The sequence below is a fragment of the Cutibacterium nasicola genome (assembly GCF_052654715.2).
Genome location: NZ_CP199745.2, coordinates 1,945,330 through 1,964,828 on the forward strand (window position 1 = coordinate 1,945,330; position 19,499 = coordinate 1,964,828).

Consider the following 19,499-nt stretch of genomic DNA (forward strand, 5'->3'; position numbering starts at 1 on the left):
AATGGCTCACAACCAGCTGACGTGACCAGCCAGACAGGCATATCCGACGAAGGAGACGATGTCGAGGAAGGCATGGGCGCCGATGAGGGGCAGGAGTCTGCGCCTCGTGGAGAAGACCCACCCGAGGAACAGGCCCATGATGATGTTGCCGAGGAACCCACCCCACCCCTGGTAAAGGTGGTAGGTGCCACGGATCACAGCCGAGACGACGATGACCATCGTCGTCGACCACCCGATCTGACGCCACCGCGTGAAGAGGTAGCCGACCATGACGGTCTCCTCCAGGACCGCATCCATGAGGGCCAGGCCGACGAGTACCGGAACCGTCCACCAGACGTGCTGAAGATGGGAGGCCTCAACAGTCGTGTTGAGGCCCAGGGCGCGAGCAGCGAGGTAGAAACCAAGGCCAGGAATGCCGATGATGGCGGCCAGAATCGCTGCGGCCCCGACATCCTGTCCCCATCCTGGACCTTCCAGGCCAAGAGCGTGACGAACACCCTTGCGAGGCGGCTTGACCTGGGCGAGTAGGAGCAACGCCAGGAAGGCCGGCGCGACACCGAAGACGATGTCAGACAGCTGATAGAGCAGATCGAGCCAAGGACGTCCGGGGGTCACCGAGGAATTGAGCTCAGAGGTCTGCTGATCCATCGGCACGCCACGGGTGAGCCTCTCGATCATTCGCAGAATCGAGTACCACGCGGATTGCCCCAGGCTCACGGCCAAGAGAAATATCGTCTCCCACAGCAGGCGCCGATCAGTCGAGCGATCCCCCGAGAGTCCCCGGCAAGGAGTCTCGTCCCGGCGCGAATGAGGGGGGACGGTACTCGTGCCATTCCACATCCTCAACGCCTCTCCACCAGCGACCTTCCGAACAGCCACACATTGCTCGGTCTCTCGACGATCCGTCGGGTGCAGTACCGGTACCAATCGTGGCCATAAGGCAGATAAACCCGCACCTGGTGGCCAATGTCCACCAGTCTTCGTTGCTCGAGGGGACGAATTCCTTGCAGCATTTGGAATTCCAGGGGGCGATCCAGGCTCGACATGAGCTGTTCCCCGAGGGCGACGAAAACCGGATCGTGGCTGGCCAGCATCACCATCGAGGGACCGGTCATGAGGGCGCGCAGACATGCCGACATCCTCAGATCCACGTCATGGGGACGGATCAGGGTGACCGAGCGGGGACCGGTGTAGGAACCCTTGCACAGCCGGATGCGTCGCCCGGGAGCTGCCAGTCTTCTCACTTGGACGAGGGAGTCGTGACGGGCCGCCTGAATGACGATGCCGGTGTTCTCGTAGTTCTCCAGCAGATCCATGACGATACGGTGAGAACGATCGTGGATGTCGGGGCCCTCGTCGTCCACCGTCACGGCGACATGATTGTCGCGAGCAGTCTGGCAGATCTGCCTGGCGTTCTCCCAGGCGAGATCGTCGTCAACTCGCAGTCCCAGTGCCGCGAGGCCGATGGACACCTCGCTGTGGCCGTCAAACGCCGGGTCGGCGCCGAGCTTCTCGATCACCGTGCACAGTCCGACCGTCGACCGGCGGGCCTGAGCGACGTCAACGGCGTCGGGGGCGAGGGGATGCAAACTGACGTCCAGGCCCTTGACTACCTGATCGGCGGCCTTCTCGACTGCCGTCTCGACGTCCTCACCAGCGACATATGTCGCGGCGATCTCGCGAGCCAACCGTGACTGGGAAACCTTGTCGGCAATGGTCGGGTCCATCGCCAGCTGCATCGCCAGTCGTCGACCCCGTGCCAGCAGGGCTCCGCCACGGAAATCGTGTCGATCCTCGGTCACCGATGGGCCTCCTGTCGCGCCTGGACGTCGCGACGCGCGAAAACGCCACGATCGACGGCCATGCGGGTCTGCATCAGAACTTCGGACAGCGCCTCGATCCGGGCCCCTTGCCCAGCCCTCTCCCCGGAAAGTTTACGGGTGTTGACCTCCAGGACGATGTCCCCGTTGAACCCGCCTGCCACGGCACGCTCGACGACCTTCCAGGCGTGCTGATTCCCCTGACCAGGCAGAAGATGCTCGTCCTTGAAGGTGCCGGATCCGTCAGTCAGGTGGATGTGACGCAGCCTCGACCCCCACAGGTCCACGAGCTTGCGGGAATCCATCTGCGCCGTGGCGGCATGGGACAGATCGAGGACGAGGTGGTCGTAGCTGAGCTTGGTGGGGTCGAATCCCGGCAGATATGCGGCAAAACGACCGGCCGGGGTACGCCAAGGGTACATGTTCTCGACGGCGAAAACCAGTGGGGCGTACTTCTCGTTGAGCTCGGCGATTCCCTCCTCGAACCGGCTCGCGTAATCGCGCTGCCAGCGGAAAGGCGGATGGATGACGATGAGTTCGGAGCCAAGTCGCCCCGCGGCCTCGGCAGCCTTGTCCAACTTGCCCCAGGAGTCGCTACCCCACACATTCGGGGTGACGAGCAGGCACGGCGCATGGATCGACCACACCTTGACGCCGTGTTCTGCCGACAATTCGACGATCCGGTCGACATCTGCGGCAACCGGGTCGATACCGACCATGAGTTCCACACCGTCATAGCCAATGATCTTGGCTCGGGCGAAGGCGTCGGCGGTTGACTCGGGATAGACCGAGGTCGTCGACAACGTCACGCGAGGAACACTGGAAGCAGCCGTGGTCGAGGGATTGTCAGGTCCGACACTGTCAGGCACATGCTCAACCTACCTTGTCGGGATCGACCGCGTGTCGCAAGCCAGGGAATGCGCACCTCGTCCACATTCCCTCATGACCTCACTCGAACCCGCTTCGTTGCAGCCATCCGGGGGCGGATTTCATCATGGGCAGGACACAGGAGACAATACTGCCATGCACGTCGACCATCTCATGTTCGCCGCTGGCCCTGCAGGTCTCGATGAGGATGCCGCTCGCCTGGGCGAAATCCTGGGGACCTCATTCATCAACGGGGGAGTCCATCCGAGCTTCGGCACCCGCAACCGCATCCTGCCGCTGGCCGGGCCGCGTTACATCGAGGTTGTGGAGGTGCTCGACCACCCCGCAGCCGAGAAGGCCGTCTTCGGCCAGGCCGTGCGCGCCCGTCAGGAGCAGGGCGGCGGATGGATGGGGTGGTCCGTCTCCGTCGACGATCTCGCCCCGTACGAGACGCGACTCGAGCGCGAGTCGGTGCCCGGCAGGCGCACCTTCCCCGATGGCCGCCACCTCGAGTGGCGTCAGATCGGCGTCAAGGGACTGATGGCTGACCCGCAGCTTCCCTTCTTCATCAAGTGGACCTCCCCGGTCGCGCTGTTGCCCTCCAGCCTGAGCGGAAACGTCACCCTTGCCTCGGTCGAGGTGTCCGGGTCGCGTCAGCGCGTCGAGGACTGGCTGGGAGAAAGGATTCCCGACGAGGTTGAGGGCATCTCCTTCGAATTCACCAGCCCGAATGGTCACCCCGGCATTGACGCCGTGACCTTCAACACCCCGTCTCGCGGACGAGTTCGCATCTGACGTCAAACACCTGACAGCACCTCCCGGTAGTGCACGAAAAGACGTCACCACCGGGAGTGTGCCGTGTTCCGGATATCCGAACCCCTGACGACCCCGATCACGACTCGGGAACGGCTTTGATCCGTGCGGAATGACTGGATCACCGGCTGATCGGACGGCTCCCGACAGCCATCGAGACCTTCGAGATGAGGTCTGAGGAGAACACCACCATCGTCGGACCTGTCAGCTCCTGCTGGCAGGGTATGGGCCATGGCGAAGAAGACGCAGACTCCGACGTGGATGTGCACCGAGTGCGGCTGGACGACGTCCAAGTGGGTCGGTCGGTGCGGTGAGTGTCAGACCTGGGGTTCGGTGGTCGAGAAGGGGACAGCGAAACTCACCGAGGTCGCCTCATCAACGCCCACGTCCAAGGCCGTGCCCATCGGTGAGGTGAGCAAGCAGGCCACCAACCGTCACCTCACCGGGATCAGCGAGCTGGACCGGGTACTCGGAGGCGGCCTGGTACCTGGAGCTGTCATCCTGCTTGCCGGCGAACCCGGAGTCGGAAAGTCGACCCTGCTCCTCGACGTCGCCGCCAAATGGGCCAAGGCCGGACGACGCACCCTCTACGTCACGGGCGAGGAGTCGGCGGCCCAGGTGAGGCTGCGCGCTGGCCGTACGAATTCCCTGGCCGATGAGCTCTACCTGGCCTCCGAGACCGACTTGGGAACGGTACTGGGACACATCGAGCAGACCGAGCCCTCCCTCATGGTGTTGGACTCGGTTCAGACAGTCGGGACGAGTCAGGCGGACGGCTCCCCCGGCGGAGTCTCCCAGGTGAGGGAGGTCACCGGTGCGTTGGTGCGGGTGGCCAAGAGGCGTGGCATGGCCGTCATCATCGTCGGTCACGTCACCAAGGAGGGGTCGATCGCTGGGCCGCGCACCATGGAGCACCTGGTCGACGTCGTCCTCAACTTCGAGGGCGACCGTCACTCCGGATTCCGGATGGTTCGCGCCACCAAGAACCGCTACGGCCCGGCAGACGAGGTGGGCTGCTTCGAGATGACCGACAGCGGAATCATGGAGGTCCCCGATCCGTCGGGACTGTTCACCTCGGACAATGCCGATCCTCAGCCGGGCACCTGCGTGACGGTGACGATGGAGGGACGCCGTCCCCTGCTCTCGGAGGTGCAGGCCCTGGTGGCCCCATCGGCGTCCGAGAAGTACCCGCGTCGCACCACCCACGGGGTCGAGGGCGGTAGGGTCGCCATGATTCTGGCCGTTCTGGAACGCAAGGCTGGCCTACCGCTGAGCAACCGGGACGTCTACGTCTCGACGGTGGGCGGAGCCAGGGTGTCTGACCCGTCAGCCGATCTCGCGATCGCGGTTGCGGTGGCCTCGGCCATTCTCGACACCAACTTCCCGACGCGAGTCGTCGCCCTGGGAGAGGTTGGACTCGCCGGTGATCTGCGACGAGTCCCTGGTCTGGAAAGGCGCGTCGGGGAGGCCGCACGTCTGGGCTTCGACCTCGCCGTCGTGCCACGCAATTCCCGGGAGGCGCACACCAAGGTCCCGACGATGCACGGACTCCATGTCATCGAGGTCGGCAGCGTGGCCGAAGCCCTGTCGGTGCTCAACTTGCGTCGGCAGCGCCAGCGCCAGGCGAGCCAGCATGACAAGACACCGGAGGTGAGAACTTCGGTGGGTAGAACTAGAGTCGTCTCATGAGCGATGCCCAGCCCGCCCCCGAGAGCGACCGGGAGATGGAGGCCGCGCGGATCCGTCACCTGATGGCTCTGCTCGCCCCTGGCACACCTATTCGGGAGGGACTCAATCGGATCATCAATGGGCGTACCGGTAGCCTCATCGTGCTCGGTAACGGCCCGGAGATCGACGAGGTCTGTTCGGGCGGTTTCCCCCTTGACATCCAGCTCACCCCGCAAGCGCTCCGCGAGCTGTCCAAAATGGACGGTGGTCTGGTCGTCTCCAGCGACCACGAGCGCATCACAGCCGCTGCGGTTCACTTCGTACCTGATGGCAATCTGCCGACGATGGAGACCGGCACACGTCACCGCACCGCCGATCGACTCTCGCAGCAGACCGGCGCACCGGTGGTCGTCGTCTCGTCATCCATGTCAGTGATGTCGCTGTTCCTCAATGGTCGCCGCTACCCGATCGAGAGACCGGAGCAGCTGCTGGCTCGGGCGAACCAGGCCTTGGCAACCCTGTCGAGTTATCGCGCACGTCTGGTCGAGGAGGCCGAGAACCTCACCATGCTGGAAGTCCGCGACCAGGTGCAGGTTCGCGACGTCGCCGCTGTCGCTCAACGAGTCGAGATGTGGCGTCGCATCGACGCCGAGGTCCGCAGTTATGTGTCAGCACTCGGCGTCGAGGGTCGGCTGGTCCAGTTGCAGCGCAACGAGTTGTCCCTAGGCGTGGAGGACCTGGGCCGTCTCCTCACCGAGGACTACCGGCCTGAGACCGTCGCCCCGGGCGAGTTTTCCCTGTCCGGGCTACAGGAATTGCCGTGGGAGGACCTTCTCGACGTCGCCAAGGTGGCTGAAGCCATCGACCTCGATCCCGTCGAGCATCCTCTCCACGCCCCCATGCAGCCACGCGGCCACCGCCAGCTGGCATCAGTCGCCGATCTGTCGTCCCTGACGATCCAGGCGATCATAGATCATTTCTCAAACCTGCAGAGTCTGGTTTCGGCGTCCACCTCGGAACTTGGCGACGTCAAGGGAGTCGGTCTGAAACGGGCACGCGAGATCAGGCAGGCCTTGGAGGCGATTTTCGAGAACGACCAACGCACCCACCGCTTCCACTGACACATGACATCGGTCCCAGCTCATGAGCTGGGACCGATGTCATGTGTCAGAAGGTCACTCACTCACCTGCATGACGAATCGATCGCTTGAGCCGCCGTCGATCTCAACGGTGGCAATGTAGTAGCCACCACCCAGGGGTTCCTTCGACACCTTGCACTTGCCGGTGGAACGCTTCGTCGGCCATGAGACCTTGTAGGTCCACGGATTCTTAGACGTGATCTCGTGGACTCCCCTCGGCCCCCAGGACCCGCAGTCCTCGGTCGACCAGATGCGATCGGTTCCGGACGTCACGGTGAGGGATTGCGTCACCTTCTGGGTGTCCCAGCGGCAGTCAGACGAGCTCTTCACCTCCACGGTGAAAGTCTCGGTGCCACCCACCTTGGGTTTCGCGGTGTCTCCCGTAACCTTGACCGCCAGCTGAGATCCGTCACAAAGCTTGCCGACGGTCGGCGCGGATGGAGATGACGACGCTGATGGGGATTCCGATGGGGAAGCGGACGTGTTGGAGCTGGCTGAACCCGCGGAAGTCGGAGCCTCCTGCCCCCATGCGGTGTCCGTCCATGACGGATTCGGGGTGACGGAGGATGCCACCGGCGCAGCCTGTTCCTTCGAGTCACCCATGAGCTTGGACATACCCGCGATCACCAGGACAACGACAACCACCAGGGCGATGAGCAGGACGAGACGCCGCACCCAATAGGTCTGCGGTGATTCCGGACCCACTGGGTCAGTCAGGCCATGCAAAGGCACCATCAGGCTCTCATCTGACGGTCGGCCCACACCACCGGGGAAACACGCTCACCAGTGAAGAAGGGGGTGTCGACGTCGACATGACGACGAGCCTCGACGTAGCGCAGGTCCTTCATGACGTCGACGAGACGGACGAGGTCGTCACCCTCCAGGGTGAGAATCCACTCGTAGTCGCCCAGGGCGAAGGCAGCCAAGGTGGACGCCTTGACGTCGGAGCTGGCGGCACCGACCATGCCGTGCTCGCGCAGCATCCGAGAACGGTCGGCAGCCGGAAGCAGGTACCACTCCTTGGATCGGATGAAGGGGTAGAAGGCTGCCCACTGTCGCGCAGCGACTCCGGCGAAGCAGGAGGGCAGGTGAGACTTGTTGAACTCTGCCGGGCGATGCACGCCCATGTTCGACCACACCGGGTCCAGGTGGTGACCCAGGCCGGACCCACGGAAGCGGTGGTAGGCGTCCTGCAGTGCAGCCGGGTCGTCGCTCAGCCACCACACCAGCAGGTCGGCGTCAGCACGCAGACCCGACAGGTCGTACCAGCCACGGGTCTCGACCCCGGACCGTCCGACCCACTCGTGAGAACCGTCAATGAGCTGACGACGCTCGACATCATCAGCGGGCAGCGGGGTGGCAACGCGGAACACGGAGTACATGGCCCACTTGCTGGAGGAATTGACCTCCTCCGGGACGACGGCGTGGTCACGCGGGTCAGTCGGCGCGGTGTAGGAACCGGCGGGGGCCTCGTCGTCGCGAGGCTCCTCACGCACCGAGTCGGGGCTCGAGGGATCAGTCATGGGGATCTCCTTGGTCAGAAGGTCGTAAGGGGACCGAGACTCCGGCTCCGATTCGCAGACCGCGGAGGCGGCGACCAGTTCGCAGGCCTGACTCTCGTCAGGCTCGGCGATGTCACTTCCAGAAATGGCCGGAATGTCCTTGGCATCCGGGCAACGTCGGCAGCATCCGGGCGCGCAGGGGGTGGGCCAGGAGGTCAGACTTCCACCCTCTCCTCGAGCAGCCGCTGCCTGGGCCATGATGAGGCCCGCCATGTCGGCGACGAAGGCCGGATGGGCGCCAGCGGTCGCAGCTCGGGCAAAGGCCAGTCCGATCTCGGCCGCCGTCTCGGCTGCTTCGTGATCGAGGTCATTGACGACCTCCATGTGATCAGCAATGAACCCGATCGGCGCAACCGCGACGGACTTGACTCCTTGCTCCGGAAGGGTGCGCAGGTGGTCGTTGATGTCAGGACCCAGCCAGGGATCGGTCGGTCGTCCCGATCGTGAACAATAGGCCAGATCCCACTGCGGCATGTTGCCGAAGGTCTGACGCACCTGGTCGGCGATCTTCTCGCACACCGCCTTGTGCTGGGAGACGTAGTCGGTCCCCGGCTGTCCCGTCCCGGACGCCTCCTGCATGGAATCAGGGATGGAGTGGGTGACGAACACGACTCGAGTTGCCTCGAGCGGGGTCGGCGGGATGCGCATGAAGGACTGCATGAGGGCTTCCGCATTGGCACGGATGAAGCCGGGCGCCTCGTTGAAGGGAGGTACCTTGTCGATCTGCATGTCGGTGACGCCGGCCTTGTCGAGGGCGGCAGCAATCTCCTCACGGTACTGCCGACAACCGGAGTAGCAGGCGTATGCGGAGGTGACGACGACAAGAACTCGACGCACACCGTGGTTGTGCATCTCCGGCAGGACGTCATCAAGGAAAGGTGAGCCGTTGCGGTTCCCCAGCAAGACCGGGATTCGAGCTCCGCGCTGGTGAAGCTCATCCTTCAGGGCGTTGACGAAGGCATCCGTCGCCACGTTGATGGGACTGGCCCCGCCGAACCGGTCATAGTGGTGGGCGACCTCGGCCAACCGCTCGTCCGGGATACGACCGTTGGAAACCCTCCTCAGGAAGGGCATGACCTCCTCGGGGGAACGCGGCCCACCGAAAGATGCGATGAGCACCGCGTCATAGGGAGCCAGCGGATCCTTGGGGGCTGAATAGGGGTTGGCGGTCACGAGTCTTTCTCCTCACCTCGGTGGGCCGCGTCCGCGGCAAGGTCCTCCACCCGCAGGCCGGTGACCGGGCAGACCATGCAGTCAGCGTTGGTGAAGGTTGACATGTCGATGACGGGAGCGGCGATCTCGACGTCGATGCCCAACACGTCCGACAACGAGTTGAGCCAGCGATCCCCCAGGCCCTTTTCAGAGGCCATCCTGGCTCGCGCCGACGGGATGTGCGCCATGGACGCAGCAAGACGACGCAACGATGCTGCCACCTCGTCGACCGGCACGGATCCCTCCTCGGGAAGGCGCTCCAGCTCGGCGGTGACCAGATCCGAGATGACGTCGCGCAAGGCGACGACGGCGGGTGCCATCCGGCGGCGTTCGAGGTCAATGGCGAGATGACGGACACCGGTGGCGACGATGTGCTCGGCGGCGGCACGCTCGGCCTCGGCCGAGGCGGGAACAGCATGACGTATGGTCTCCAGGTCGATGACCTCAACCCCGGCGGGCACAGGTTCCTCGACGTCTCCGCTGACGGCCAGGTCAAGCACCAGCAGGTCGCGTCCGGCGCGAGCATCCACTGCACGTCGGGCGACCTCTGTGGAGAGGGCAGGCACACCCGAGCCACGGCAGGTGACGACGAGGTCGGCCTGCTCCAACGCGGCATCCAGATCGACGGCCTCGGTCACACGGTGACGGCGAGCGAATCCGGCGGCACGGCCAGAAGCGGAATGAACCTGAATCTCAGTCACGCCACGCGAGTTCAGTTGGGCGCACGATGCTCCGGCATAGGAACCCGTTCCCATGACGAGGACACGCGCCCCACCAAGGTCCATCTGCTGGGAGACGAGGTCTAGTCCAACGGCCACCACGGTGCGTCCCCCGGCAGCCAGTGCGGTCTCGGTGGCGACATGACGAGAGGTCTTGAGCGCTTCCTCGACGAGGTGGCCGATGGTGTATGACACCGTCTGCTCCTTGCGCGCCTCATTCAGAGCACGCTTCATCTGTCCGGCAACCTCGCGCTCACCGACAACCATCGACTCCAGACCAGCAGCTACCCGGAAAACTCGCCAGACGGCGTCTGTCTCACAGAAGATCTGGGCCGAGTCAGCCAACACAGCCGCCCCCTGGTCGGCGAGACAGGACCGCAGTGCGGCCTCGTCGAATCCCTGAGCGGCAGAGTCAGGAGAAGTCTCCACCATCAGGCACACTCGGTTGCACGTTGACAACACGAGAGCGCCACGGATCTGGGGATGGTCAGTCAGTGCCAGGGCGAGCCCATCGACCTGCGCGGCCGCCTCGGAAACGACGCCGAGTCCCTGCTCGGCATAATCCACGGTCAAGACACACAATCCCACGAAGCGCTATTCAACCATGCGGTTCCGACGAGCCCCAGTAGCAATGAGCCTCGCGCCCAACAACCGCCCCATGAACAGCCTCTCGACGACGTGGGGCACAATCGAGGTGATGACTGAAACCACCACCTTCACAGCCGATTCGCCGCTTCTGCAGGCCATGACCGGGCATCGCCCTGCCGTCACGCCGGTTTGGTTCATGCGTCAGGCGGGCCGTTCGCTCCCGGAATACCGCAAGGCCCGCGAAGGCACGACGATGCTCGACTCCTGTCTCAACCCTCAGCTGGCAGCCGAGATCACCTGCCAGCCGGTGCGACGCCACCACGTCGACGGGGCAGTTCTCTATTCCGACATCATGGTGCCCTTGGCCCTGGCCGAGGTGGGGGTGCGGATCGAGCCGGGAGTCGGACCGGTCCTCGACGAGCCTGTTCGCACCGTTGCCGACGTCGCGCGAATCACCCAACGCGAACCCGGTGATGCCTCGGCCATCGAAGAGACTGCCCGACTGGTGGTGGAAGAACTCGGTGACACCACGCCCCTGATTGGTTTCGTCGGGGCCCCGTTCACGATTGCCGCCTACCTGGTGGAAGGCGGACCCTCCCGCGACCACTTGGCCGCCCGCGCGATGATGCACTCAGATCCCCCGGCCTGGGCCAAGCTCATGGAGTGGGTAGCCGACCTTGACGCCGCCTTCCTGGCCGCCCAGGTGGGCGGTGGGGCCCGTGCCGTCCAGCTCTTCGATTCCTGGGCCGGTTCGCTGAACGCCGTCGACTACCGCGCCAGCGTCGCCCCGTTCTCCCAGCGAGCCCTCGCAGAGCTCGACCCGGACACCCCTGTGGTGCACTTCGGCGTCAATGCCGGCCATCTTCTCGCCGAGCTGGCCCAGGTGGCCGCGACGGCGTCCCGCAACCCGGTGCTCGGCATCGACCACCGCATCAGCCTCGACGAGGCTTGCGCCACCCTCATGGTCTCCGGAATGGACATGCCGGTACAGGGCAACATTGACCCGGCCCTGCTCTTCGCCGATTGGGATTCATTGGAGACCGCTACTCGCGACGTCGTCGCGGCTGGACGCCAGGCCCCTGGCCACGTCGTCAATCTGGGCCATGGCGTGCCCGCCAACACTGACCCCGACGTCCTGACGCGACTGGTGGAGCTGGTGCACTCACTGTGAACCACAATTGCGAGGAAGTGACGATGAGCATCCCTGATCCACACAACGTCGACGCCGTCGTCATCGGTGGTGGCATGGCCGGGCTCGTTGCGGCCTGGCAGCTCACCCAGGAAGGGCTGCACCCTGTGCTGGTGGAGTCCCGCGGGTACACCGGCGGCCTGGTGGTTGGGGCCACGTTGGCGGGGATCAGCTACGACATCGGCGCCGAGGGGTGGGCCATTCGTCTTCCCGACACCGCCGAGCTGGCCGAGGAACTGGGGGTGACCGTCGAGAAGCCGAGGACTGCCCCGTCCTGGGTGTACTTCGACGACGCCTGCTTCGCGATGCCCGGCAATGCCATCCTGGGCATCCCAGCCGATCTGTCGGATCCGGCGGTCGTGATGGCGCTGGGGGTCGACGAGGCCGCCCGCGCCGCCGAACTCGACAACGCCCCGATGCCCGACGAGCTTCCCCGAGATCTGGGGACCCTGGTGGAGTCCCGCATGGGTCCGGATGTGCTGAGGCGACTCGTCACGCCGATCGCCGGTGGCATCCATGCCGCCGATCCGCACCTGCTCTCGGCAGACGTCGTCTCCCCCGGTTTGCGAACTGCCGCCCGGACCACCGGATCCCTGGCAGCCGGCGTGGCGCTGTGCCGCTCCCGGATGCCAGAGGGGCCGGTCGTCGCGTCAGTTGCCGGTGGCATGTTCACCATGCCGGCCGAGCTGCGCCGTCAGGCCGAGGAGGCCGGTGCAACGATCATGACCCGAGTAGGTGCGCGAGAGCTGACCCACCATGGCGACCAGTGGCTCGTCGAGGCCGCCGACACCTCACGCAATCCCAATCCGTCCCTGCCTCCCATCCCCGACGGCGAGGTGCACTCCTTCCTGACCCCGCGCGTCGTGGTGGCCTGCTCGGCTGGCTCTGCCACCGAGCTGATGAGCAGCATCATTGACGTGTCCGGCCCCGGGATGGTTCCCGGCGCCCCCATTGGTCACGTCAATCTGGCCCTGCAGGCTCCGCAGCTGGACGACTGCCCGCGGGGAAACGGCATGTTGGTGGCTCCCGGGACGACGAGCGTCAAGGCCAAGGCTCTGACGCACATGTCGGCCAAGTGGCCAAGCCTGAGCCAGTCCTGCCCCGACGGTCTGCACCTGCTGCGAGTTTCCTATGGACGATCCGGGGAGACGGACGTCGAGTTCAGCGTCGAACGGGCGCTGGAAGATGCCTCGGTCCTGCTCGGTGTGGAATTGTCGTCGGACCAGGTGGTGGACTCCCAAATCATCTACTGGACGGGTTCACTGGCCCCACTGACCCCACAGACCAGGGCGTGGCGCGACGGCCTGCACCGTCAACTCGAGGCGTTGAACCAGTCCGGACGAGGCCGCATCGGCCTGGTCGGGGCGTGGGCGTCGGGCTCCGGCATCGCCGCCTTGGTGCCGCAGGCCCGCCACACGGCTCGTCAACTGGTCTGAGAGCAGGGGAGGCGTCGGATCCGGGTGCCACAATGGGGGCATGTCTTCAATCCGTCTGGGAACCCGTGCCAGCACCCTGGCCACCACTCAATCCGAGATGGTCGCAGAGCTGCTGAGATCGCAGGGGCTCGACGTCGATCTGACGACGATCACCACCCACGGTGACACCTCGACGGCCTCGTTGGCGTCAATGGGTGGCATCGGGGTGTTCGCCTCGGCGATCCGCGCTGCCCTGTTGGAGGGCTCAGCCGACATCGCTGTCCATTCCTTCAAGGACCTGCCGACCGGACGCCCGCTCGGACTGACGATTGGTGCCGCCCCTGTTCGCGAGGATCCGCGCGACGCCCTGGTGGCTCGTGACGGTCTCACCCTCGACGAGTTGCCACAGGGGGCCAGCGTCGGAACCGGTTCGCCGCGGCGAGTGGCCCAACTGTTGGCGGTGCGACCGGATCTGACGATCGTCGACATCCGCGGCAACGTCGATACCCGTCTGGGCCGGGTCAAGGGTCTGGGTCACTACGCCAAGGACAGCGGCACGGAGGACCTCGACGCCGTCGTGCTGGCTGCCTCAGGGCTTGCTCGTCTGGGTCACAGTGACGTCATCACCGAGCTTCTCGACCCGTCGGTCGTGCTGCCGGCTCCGGCCCAGGGAGCCCTGGCCGTCGAGTGTCGGACCGCCGATGTGCATCACGGCAAGCTCGCCAAGGCCCTCGCCAGAATCGACGACCACGGCACGCGACTGTCGGCCACCGCCGAGCGAGCCGTGCTGTCCCATCTGGGGGCCGGGTGCGCCGCCCCGATCGGCGCGTTGGCCCATCTCACGCCGACCCCCGGGAGGTCCCCAGACGTGTTGACCCTGGACGTCGTTGTGGCTGCGGTCAACGGGTCGCGCACCATTCGGGAACAGGTGAGCGTCGAATTGCCTGAGGAGGTCGAGCCGGCACTGGCCGCGGCGCATACCCTGGGAGTGACGGCCGCCGAGGAGCTGCTGGACGACGGCGCCGCCGATGTCGCAGACCTCAAGGCCTCAGGAAGCACTCGATGACCACGAACCCTGCTGATCTCATCAAACCCCCAGTCGTCGTCCCCCGTGACGACTCCCACGACAAATTCGTGACGACCTTGAAGCAGGCCGGTTACGGGGTCATCCACAAGGCGCTGACCCGGACCGTCGAGCTCCCGGACGCCGATAGGCTCTCCGAGGCCGACCTGTGGCAGGCCGACTGGCTGGTCGTCACCTCGAAGACCACCGTCGGGCTGCTGCCCGATCCACTGCCGAACCCTGACATCAAGGTGGCAGCCGTGGGCGCAGCTACTGCGAGGGCCCTGGAGAAGCGCAGTACTGGCGTCGACTTCGTGCCGGAGGACCACAGCGGAGCCGGTCTGGTCGCCGAATGGCCGGGTGGTGCCACGAACGTCCTACTCCCGGTCTCGAAACTGGCCGCCGACACCGTCCCCGAAGGACTGACGAGGGCCGGTTGCACCGTCAACCGGCTCGAGGTGTACACCACCGCTGCCGTTGAGGAACTGCCCCAGGTGATCGCCCAGTCCTGGCCGTCGGTCGGGTTCGTCGTCGTCACTGCATCCTCGGTGGGACGTGCCCTGATCGACCTCGTCGAACCGTTGGGATGGCGTCGTCAGAAGCTCGTCGCTCTCGGCAGACCCACTGCGAAGACCCTCAAGGAGCTCGGCCACCCATCAGACGCGGTGGCCTCCTCCCCCACCCCCCAAGCCGTCCTCGAGGCGGTCGAATCCTTGGTCGCCTGATCGACGACCTGTTTAAGAAGGAAGATGATCATGAACCTGTACCTGCCTGATTCCAGCGATCTCCGCATGGCCGATGTCAAGCCGCTGCCCGAAGAACTTCGCCCGGTGTCGCGTCCACGCCGACTGCGCACCACCCCTGCGATGCGACGCATGGTCGCGGAGACCCGGGTCGCCCCGGCCCAGCTCATGCTGCCGGTCTTCGTCAAGGAGGGCATCGACTCCCCTGTCGAGATCACAAGTCTGCCTGGCCAGTACCAGCACTCCATCGAGTCCATCAAGGAACTCGCCACCAAGGCCGCCGAGGCCGGCATCGGCGGTATCGACCTGTTCGGTATTCCCGAGCACAAGGACGAGATCGGTTCCCAGGCCTGGGATCCCAACGGAATCCTCAATGCCGGTATCTCTGCGGTGCGCGAGGCTGTTGGTGACGACCTCGTCATCTGTGCCGACACCTGTCTGGATGAGTTCACCGATCATGGCCATTGTGGTGCGCTGACTCCTGACGGCCGCGTCGACAACGACTCCACCCTGCCGCTGTATGCCGCGATGGCGGTCTCCCAGGCTCGGGCCGGAGCCCACATGGTGTCCCCGTCGGGAATGATGGACGGCCAGATCGCCGTCATCCGCGACGCCCTCGACCGCGAGGGGTTCACCGACGTGTCGATCATGGCCTACTCGGCCAAGTACGCATCCGCCTTCTTCGGACCCTTCCGCGACGCCGTGGACTGCTCCCTCAAGGGTGATCGCAAGGCCTACCAGCAGGATCCGTCGAACCGTCGTGAGGGCATGCGCGAGACGCTGCTCGACCTGGCCGAGGGTGCCGATGCCGTCATGGTCAAGCCGGCCTCTCACTACCTCGATGTGCTGGCCGACGTCGCCGAGGTCTCCCAGGTGCCAGTAGCCGCCTACCAGGTTTCCGGCGAGTATGCGATGCTCGAGGCCGCTGCCGCCAAAGGTTGGATCGACCGTCGTCGCTGCATCAACGAGTCCCTGACCTCGATCGTGCGCGCGGGCGCCGATCTCGTCTTGACCTACTGGGCCATTGAGGCCGCTCAGATGTTCCGCGAAGACTTCTGATCCTTGATGATCATGCCCACCACGAGCCCAAGCACCGGAAGGAAGAGATGACCTCCAACGCCGAACTGTTCTCCGCCGCACAGACCGTCATTCCCGGAGGGGTGGATTCCCCGGTGCGGGCCTACGGATCGGTGGGCGGGGTTCCCCGCTTCATCGAGAAGGCCCGGGGCCCGTGGATCTGGGACGTCGAGGGCACCCGGTACGTCGACCTGGTGTGCACCTGGGGTCCGGCCCTTCTGGGTCATGCCCACCCCGAGGTCGTCGCCGCCGTTCAGGAGGCCGCGTCGAAGGGGCTGTCCTTCGGTGCTCCGACCCGCACCGAGACCGAGTTGGCTGACGCGATCATCGAGCGAATGGCCCCGGTGGAGAAGGTGCGCTTCGTCTCGACAGGTACTGAGGCGACGATGACAGCGGTTCGACTGGCCCGTGGCGCCACCGGGCGTGACGCCATCATCAAGTTCGCCGGAAATTACCACGGTCACTCCGACGCCCTGCTCGCCGCTGCTGGTTCCGGCGTGGCCACTGCTGGTCTGCCTGGTTCAGCTGGTGTCCCGGCTGCCTCGACCGCTGACACCATCGTCGCGGACTACAACGACGTCAAGGCCCTCAAGGAGGTGTTCGCCGAGCGTGGCGACCAGATCGCCGCTGTGATCGTCGAGTCCTGCCCGGCCAACATGGGTATCGTCCCGCCCGAGCCCGGCTTCAATGCGGCGATTCGTCGACTCACCAGTGAGCACGGCGCCCTCATGATCACCGACGAGGTGCTCACCGGATTCCGGTGCAGCGCGTCGGGATTCTGGGGTCTGCAGCAGCAGTCCGGCGAAGCCTTCGCGCCCGACATCATCACCTTCGGCAAGGTGGTCGGCGGCGGCATGCCGCTGGCTGCCCTGGGTGGACGCGCCGAGGTCATGGATCTGCTGGCACCGACCGGTCCGGTCTACCAGGCCGGTACCCTGTCGGGTAACCCGCTGGCCACCGTCGCCGGGGTCACGACCCTGCAACTGGCTGACGCCGGGGTGTACCAGCGTCTCGATGCCCGCTCCGAGCAGTGGCGCGGCGAGTTGGTCGCCGCCCTCGATGCGGCTGGCGTTTCCTACCGCCTGCAGAACGCCGGGAACCTTTTCAGCGTCTTCCTCGGGGTGGATGGTCCGGTGCGCGACTACGACGATGCCAAGGCCCAGAGCGCCGAGGCGTACACCGCCTTCTTCCACGCCATGCTGGGAGCCGGGGTCAACCTGCCGCCCTCGTGCTTCGAGGCCTGGTTCCTCTCCGACACCCACGACGACGAGGCCTTCGAGATCTTCCGCAAGGCCCTGCCGAAGGCTGCCGAGGCCGCCGCCAGGGTCACCGGCTGAGATCGGATGTCGGTACCTGTAACCGGGCTGAGTCCGCACGCCGTCAAGACGGTTTGTGACTGGTTCGACGTCAACGGACGAGATCTGCCGTGGCGTCGGCCAGGCACCTCCCCGTGGGGCGTCCTCGTCAGCGAGGTGATGAGCCAGCAGACACCTGTGTCGCGGGTCATCGGCCCGTGGCATGAGTGGATGAACCGTTGGCCCACCCCTGACGACCTGGCAGAGGAGGATTCTGGCGAAGCGGTTGCCGCGTGGGGGCGACTGGGCTACCCGCGTCGAGCCCTTCGGCTGCATGCGTGTGCCGTGGCTGTCGCCACCGACCACGGTGGGGTCGTACCCAGCGATTATGACGACCTCGTTGCGCTGCCAGGTATCGGTGACTACACCGCTGCCGCAGTAGTCTCCTTCGCATTTGGTGGCCGCGCCACCGTGCTCGACACCAATGTGCGCCGCCTCATTGCCCGGGCAGAGTCTGGGATCGCGAACTGCCCCACCTCGGTGACGAAGGCAGAGCGAGTGGTTGCCGACGCGCTTGTCCCCACAGACGACGTCCGGGCCGCGAGGTGGGCGGTGGCCTCCATGGAGCTGGGAGCGCTGGTCTGCACAGCGAGGTCTCCGCTGTGCGAGGTGTGCCCCATCCAGGGTGTTTGCCGGTGGGTAGCTGATGGTAAGCCCGACAATGCCCCGGCCCGCCGGAGACAGCCGTGGAAGGGCACCGATCGTCAGTGCCGTGGCGTGATCATGGACGTCGTCCGCAACAGTCCGCACGGCGTCAGGGTTGATGTGGCCCTGTCCGCGTGGCCGGAATCTGATCAGGCGTCGCGCTGCCTGGAATCCTTGCTCCACGACGGTCTGGTCCATCGCAGCGGGGAGTTGGTGACGCTGTGAGCACGATCGCGGGAAGTGTTGCCGCTGCCCAGGCCATTGCCGGGCACATCGACGCGGCGGCGAGGCGGGCAGTTGTCCTCATCGACGGCGGCTCGGGGTCGGGAAAGACGACCCTTGCCAACCGCGTCGCCGAGATGAGCCCGAACACCCAGGTCGTCCACGGCGACGACCTCTACCCCGGCTGGACCGGCCTGTCAGCGGTGTGGGACCTGAGCGAGCTCATCGTCGGGAACCACTACCAACGCTGGGACTGGTACCAGGACCGGTTTGCCGAGGAGGTCACCCTCGACGCGCATCGTCCCCTCGTCATCGAGGGGTGTGGGGTCCTCACCACGACGAATACCAGGCACGCCTCGATGACGGTGTGGTGCTCCTGCCCCTATGACGCACGCCGCGACCGAGCCCTGGGACGTGACGAGTTCTTCATCGACTGGTGGGCAATGTGGGCCATCCAGGAGAGGCTTCACCAAGTTCGTCACCATCCTGAGCAGCTTGCTGACGTCATGGTGGATCTGACCACCCTCACCCAGTGACGCACCCCTCCCCGTGGCACTCAACTAAGGGTGTGTTACGGTTCCTGCAACATTCCATGGATCTCAGGCTTGTGACTTTCGGCAATACCTGATCCACCGGCGGGCACGAGTGTGTCCACGCCGGTATCCCACGTTGCCGGAGGTACTCATGAATCCAGTGGTGCAGTCCCTGAGAAAGGGACTCGTCGTCTCCTGCCAGGCGTTGCCCGGCGAACCCATGTATTCCGAGAACGGTGGCGTCATGCCCCTGTTCGCGACTGCCGCTGCGCAGTCCGGTGCCGGTGGCATTCGCGCCAACTCGGTCCGAGACATCAAGGAGATCCAGGCAGCCGTCCCGTTACCGGTGATCGGCCTGCTCAAGAAGGAGTACGGCGGTTTCGAGCCCTACATCACCCCGACCCTCGACGACGTCGAGGCAGTCCTGTCTGCCGGGGCCGACATCGTCGCCTTCGACGCCACCGACCGCGTCCATCCGAACGATGTCTCCACGCCGAACTTCATCGCCCAGATCCGCAAGGCCCATCCGACTGCCGTTCTGATGGCCGACATCTCCACCTACGACGAAGCCGTCACGGCCGAGAAGTGCGGAGTCGACCTGGTCGGAACCACCCTCTCCGGATACACCGCCGCCTCCGCGGACTCCCCCGTCCCCAATCTCGAGTTGGTGCGTCGTCTCGCCTCCGACCTGTCCATCCCCGTCATCGCGGAGGGCAACATCTCGACCCCCGACCTCGCTGTGGCCGCCCTCGACGCCGGGGCCCACGCCGTCGTCGTCGGCGGCGCAATCACCCGTCCCGCCCAGATCTGCACCCGATTCGTCGACGCCATCCACGCCCGCGCCGCCCAGACCCCCTCAGAGAACTGAC

18 protein-coding genes are annotated in these 19,499 nt (G+C 65.4%); 12 read left to right on the forward strand and 6 right to left on the reverse strand.

Annotated features, from left to right (window positions below; genetic code table 11):
• Positions 1-6 precede the first annotated feature (6 nt).
• The 3 genes from ACUCCZ_RS09235 to ACUCCZ_RS09245 are packed head-to-tail and all read right to left on the reverse strand — an operon-like array spanning position 7 to position 2,629.
• A complete protein-coding gene (locus ACUCCZ_RS09235; protein WP_435917387.1) occupies positions 7-840 on the reverse strand; it encodes a CPBP family intramembrane glutamic endopeptidase in 834 nt (277 codons plus the stop codon).
• A gap of 2 nt (positions 841-842) precedes the next feature.
• Positions 843-1,739, reverse strand: coding sequence for a proline dehydrogenase family protein (locus ACUCCZ_RS09240; protein ID WP_435917388.1), 897 nt, complete (start codon positions 1,737-1,739; stop codon positions 843-845).
• Between the two features lie 59 nt (positions 1,740-1,798).
• Positions 1,799-2,629, reverse strand: coding sequence for a sugar phosphate isomerase/epimerase family protein (locus tag ACUCCZ_RS09245; RefSeq protein WP_435917390.1), 831 nt, complete (start codon positions 2,627-2,629; stop codon positions 1,799-1,801).
• 214 nt (positions 2,630-2,843) lie between these two features.
• Between ACUCCZ_RS09245 and ACUCCZ_RS09250 the strand changes: the two genes are divergently transcribed.
• The 3 genes from ACUCCZ_RS09250 to disA all read left to right on the forward strand — a co-directional run bounded on the left by ACUCCZ_RS09250 (position 2,844) and on the right by disA (position 6,289).
• Positions 2,844-3,482 (forward strand): VOC family protein, encoded by a 639-nt coding sequence (locus ACUCCZ_RS09250; RefSeq protein WP_435917251.1) that lies wholly within the window; start codon positions 2,844-2,846, stop codon positions 3,480-3,482.
• Between the two features lie 249 nt (positions 3,483-3,731).
• Complete coding sequence (gene radA, locus ACUCCZ_RS09255) at positions 3,732-5,189, forward strand: DNA repair protein RadA (RefSeq protein ID WP_435917252.1); 1,458 nt, start codon at positions 3,732-3,734, stop codon at positions 5,187-5,189.
• Entirely contained in the window at positions 5,186-6,289 is a 1,104-nt protein-coding gene (disA, locus tag ACUCCZ_RS09260; RefSeq protein ID WP_435917253.1) for a DNA integrity scanning diadenylate cyclase DisA, read from the forward strand. The genes radA and disA overlap by 4 nt, the downstream gene beginning before the upstream one ends.
• A gap of 54 nt (positions 6,290-6,343) precedes the next feature.
• Here the strand turns inward: disA and ACUCCZ_RS09265 are convergent, their stop codons facing one another.
• The 3 genes from ACUCCZ_RS09265 to ACUCCZ_RS09275 form a co-directional block, all read right to left on the reverse strand.
• Positions 6,344-6,706 carry a hypothetical protein gene (locus ACUCCZ_RS09265; protein WP_435917391.1) on the reverse strand — a complete coding sequence of 121 codons (363 nt, stop codon included), beginning with the start codon at positions 6,704-6,706 and terminating at the stop codon, positions 6,344-6,346.
• 335 nt (positions 6,707-7,041) lie between these two features.
• Positions 7,042-8,943 (reverse strand): hydrogen peroxide-dependent heme synthase, encoded by a 1,902-nt coding sequence (gene hemQ / locus ACUCCZ_RS09270; protein WP_435917392.1) that lies wholly within the window; start codon positions 8,941-8,943, stop codon positions 7,042-7,044.
• A 95-nt stretch (positions 8,944-9,038) separates the two neighbouring features.
• Positions 9,039-10,373, reverse strand: a complete 1,335-nt coding sequence (locus ACUCCZ_RS09275) for a glutamyl-tRNA reductase (protein WP_435917393.1) — start codon at positions 10,371-10,373, stop codon at positions 9,039-9,041.
• 124 nt (positions 10,374-10,497) lie between these two features.
• Here ACUCCZ_RS09275 and hemE point away from each other — a divergent pair, with 124 nt between their 5' ends.
• From hemE to ACUCCZ_RS09320, 9 genes are all read left to right on the forward strand, one after another.
• On the forward strand, positions 10,498-11,559 hold the full coding sequence (gene hemE / locus ACUCCZ_RS09280) for a uroporphyrinogen decarboxylase (protein WP_435917254.1): 1,062 nt from the start codon (positions 10,498-10,500) through the stop codon (positions 11,557-11,559).
• Positions 11,560-11,582: 23 nt separating this feature from the next.
• Positions 11,583-13,013 carry a protoporphyrinogen/coproporphyrinogen oxidase gene (locus ACUCCZ_RS09285; RefSeq protein ID WP_435917255.1) on the forward strand — a complete coding sequence of 477 codons (1,431 nt, stop codon included), beginning with the start codon at positions 11,583-11,585 and terminating at the stop codon, positions 13,011-13,013.
• Positions 13,014-13,053: 40 nt separating this feature from the next.
• On the forward strand, positions 13,054-14,058 hold the full coding sequence (hemC, locus tag ACUCCZ_RS09290) for a hydroxymethylbilane synthase (protein ID WP_435917256.1): 1,005 nt from the start codon (positions 13,054-13,056) through the stop codon (positions 14,056-14,058).
• A complete protein-coding gene (locus ACUCCZ_RS09295; protein WP_435917257.1) occupies positions 14,055-14,780 on the forward strand; it encodes a uroporphyrinogen-III synthase in 726 nt (241 codons plus the stop codon). The genes hemC and ACUCCZ_RS09295 overlap by 4 nt, the downstream gene beginning before the upstream one ends.
• Positions 14,781-14,921: 141 nt before the next feature.
• On the forward strand, positions 14,922-15,857 hold the full coding sequence (hemB, locus tag ACUCCZ_RS09300) for a porphobilinogen synthase (RefSeq protein ID WP_462981572.1): 936 nt from the start codon (positions 14,922-14,924) through the stop codon (positions 15,855-15,857).
• A gap of 47 nt (positions 15,858-15,904) precedes the next feature.
• The gene (gene hemL / locus ACUCCZ_RS09305) at positions 15,905-17,212 is read left to right on the forward strand and encodes a glutamate-1-semialdehyde 2,1-aminomutase (RefSeq protein WP_435917259.1); all 1,308 of its coding nucleotides are present in this window, start codon (positions 15,905-15,907) and stop codon (positions 17,210-17,212) included.
• Between the two features lie 6 nt (positions 17,213-17,218).
• Positions 17,219-18,100: an HhH-GPD family protein gene (locus ACUCCZ_RS09310; RefSeq protein WP_435917260.1), complete on the forward strand. Its 882-nt coding sequence runs from the start codon at positions 17,219-17,221 to the stop codon at positions 18,098-18,100.
• Between the two features lie 35 nt (positions 18,101-18,135).
• A complete protein-coding gene (locus tag ACUCCZ_RS09315; RefSeq protein ID WP_435917394.1) occupies positions 18,136-18,633 on the forward strand; it encodes a nucleoside/nucleotide kinase family protein in 498 nt (165 codons plus the stop codon).
• Between the two features lie 148 nt (positions 18,634-18,781).
• Entirely contained in the window at positions 18,782-19,498 is a 717-nt protein-coding gene (locus tag ACUCCZ_RS09320) for an N-acetylmannosamine-6-phosphate 2-epimerase (protein ID WP_435917261.1), read from the forward strand.
• The last annotated feature ends 1 nt before the right edge of the window (position 19,499 follow it).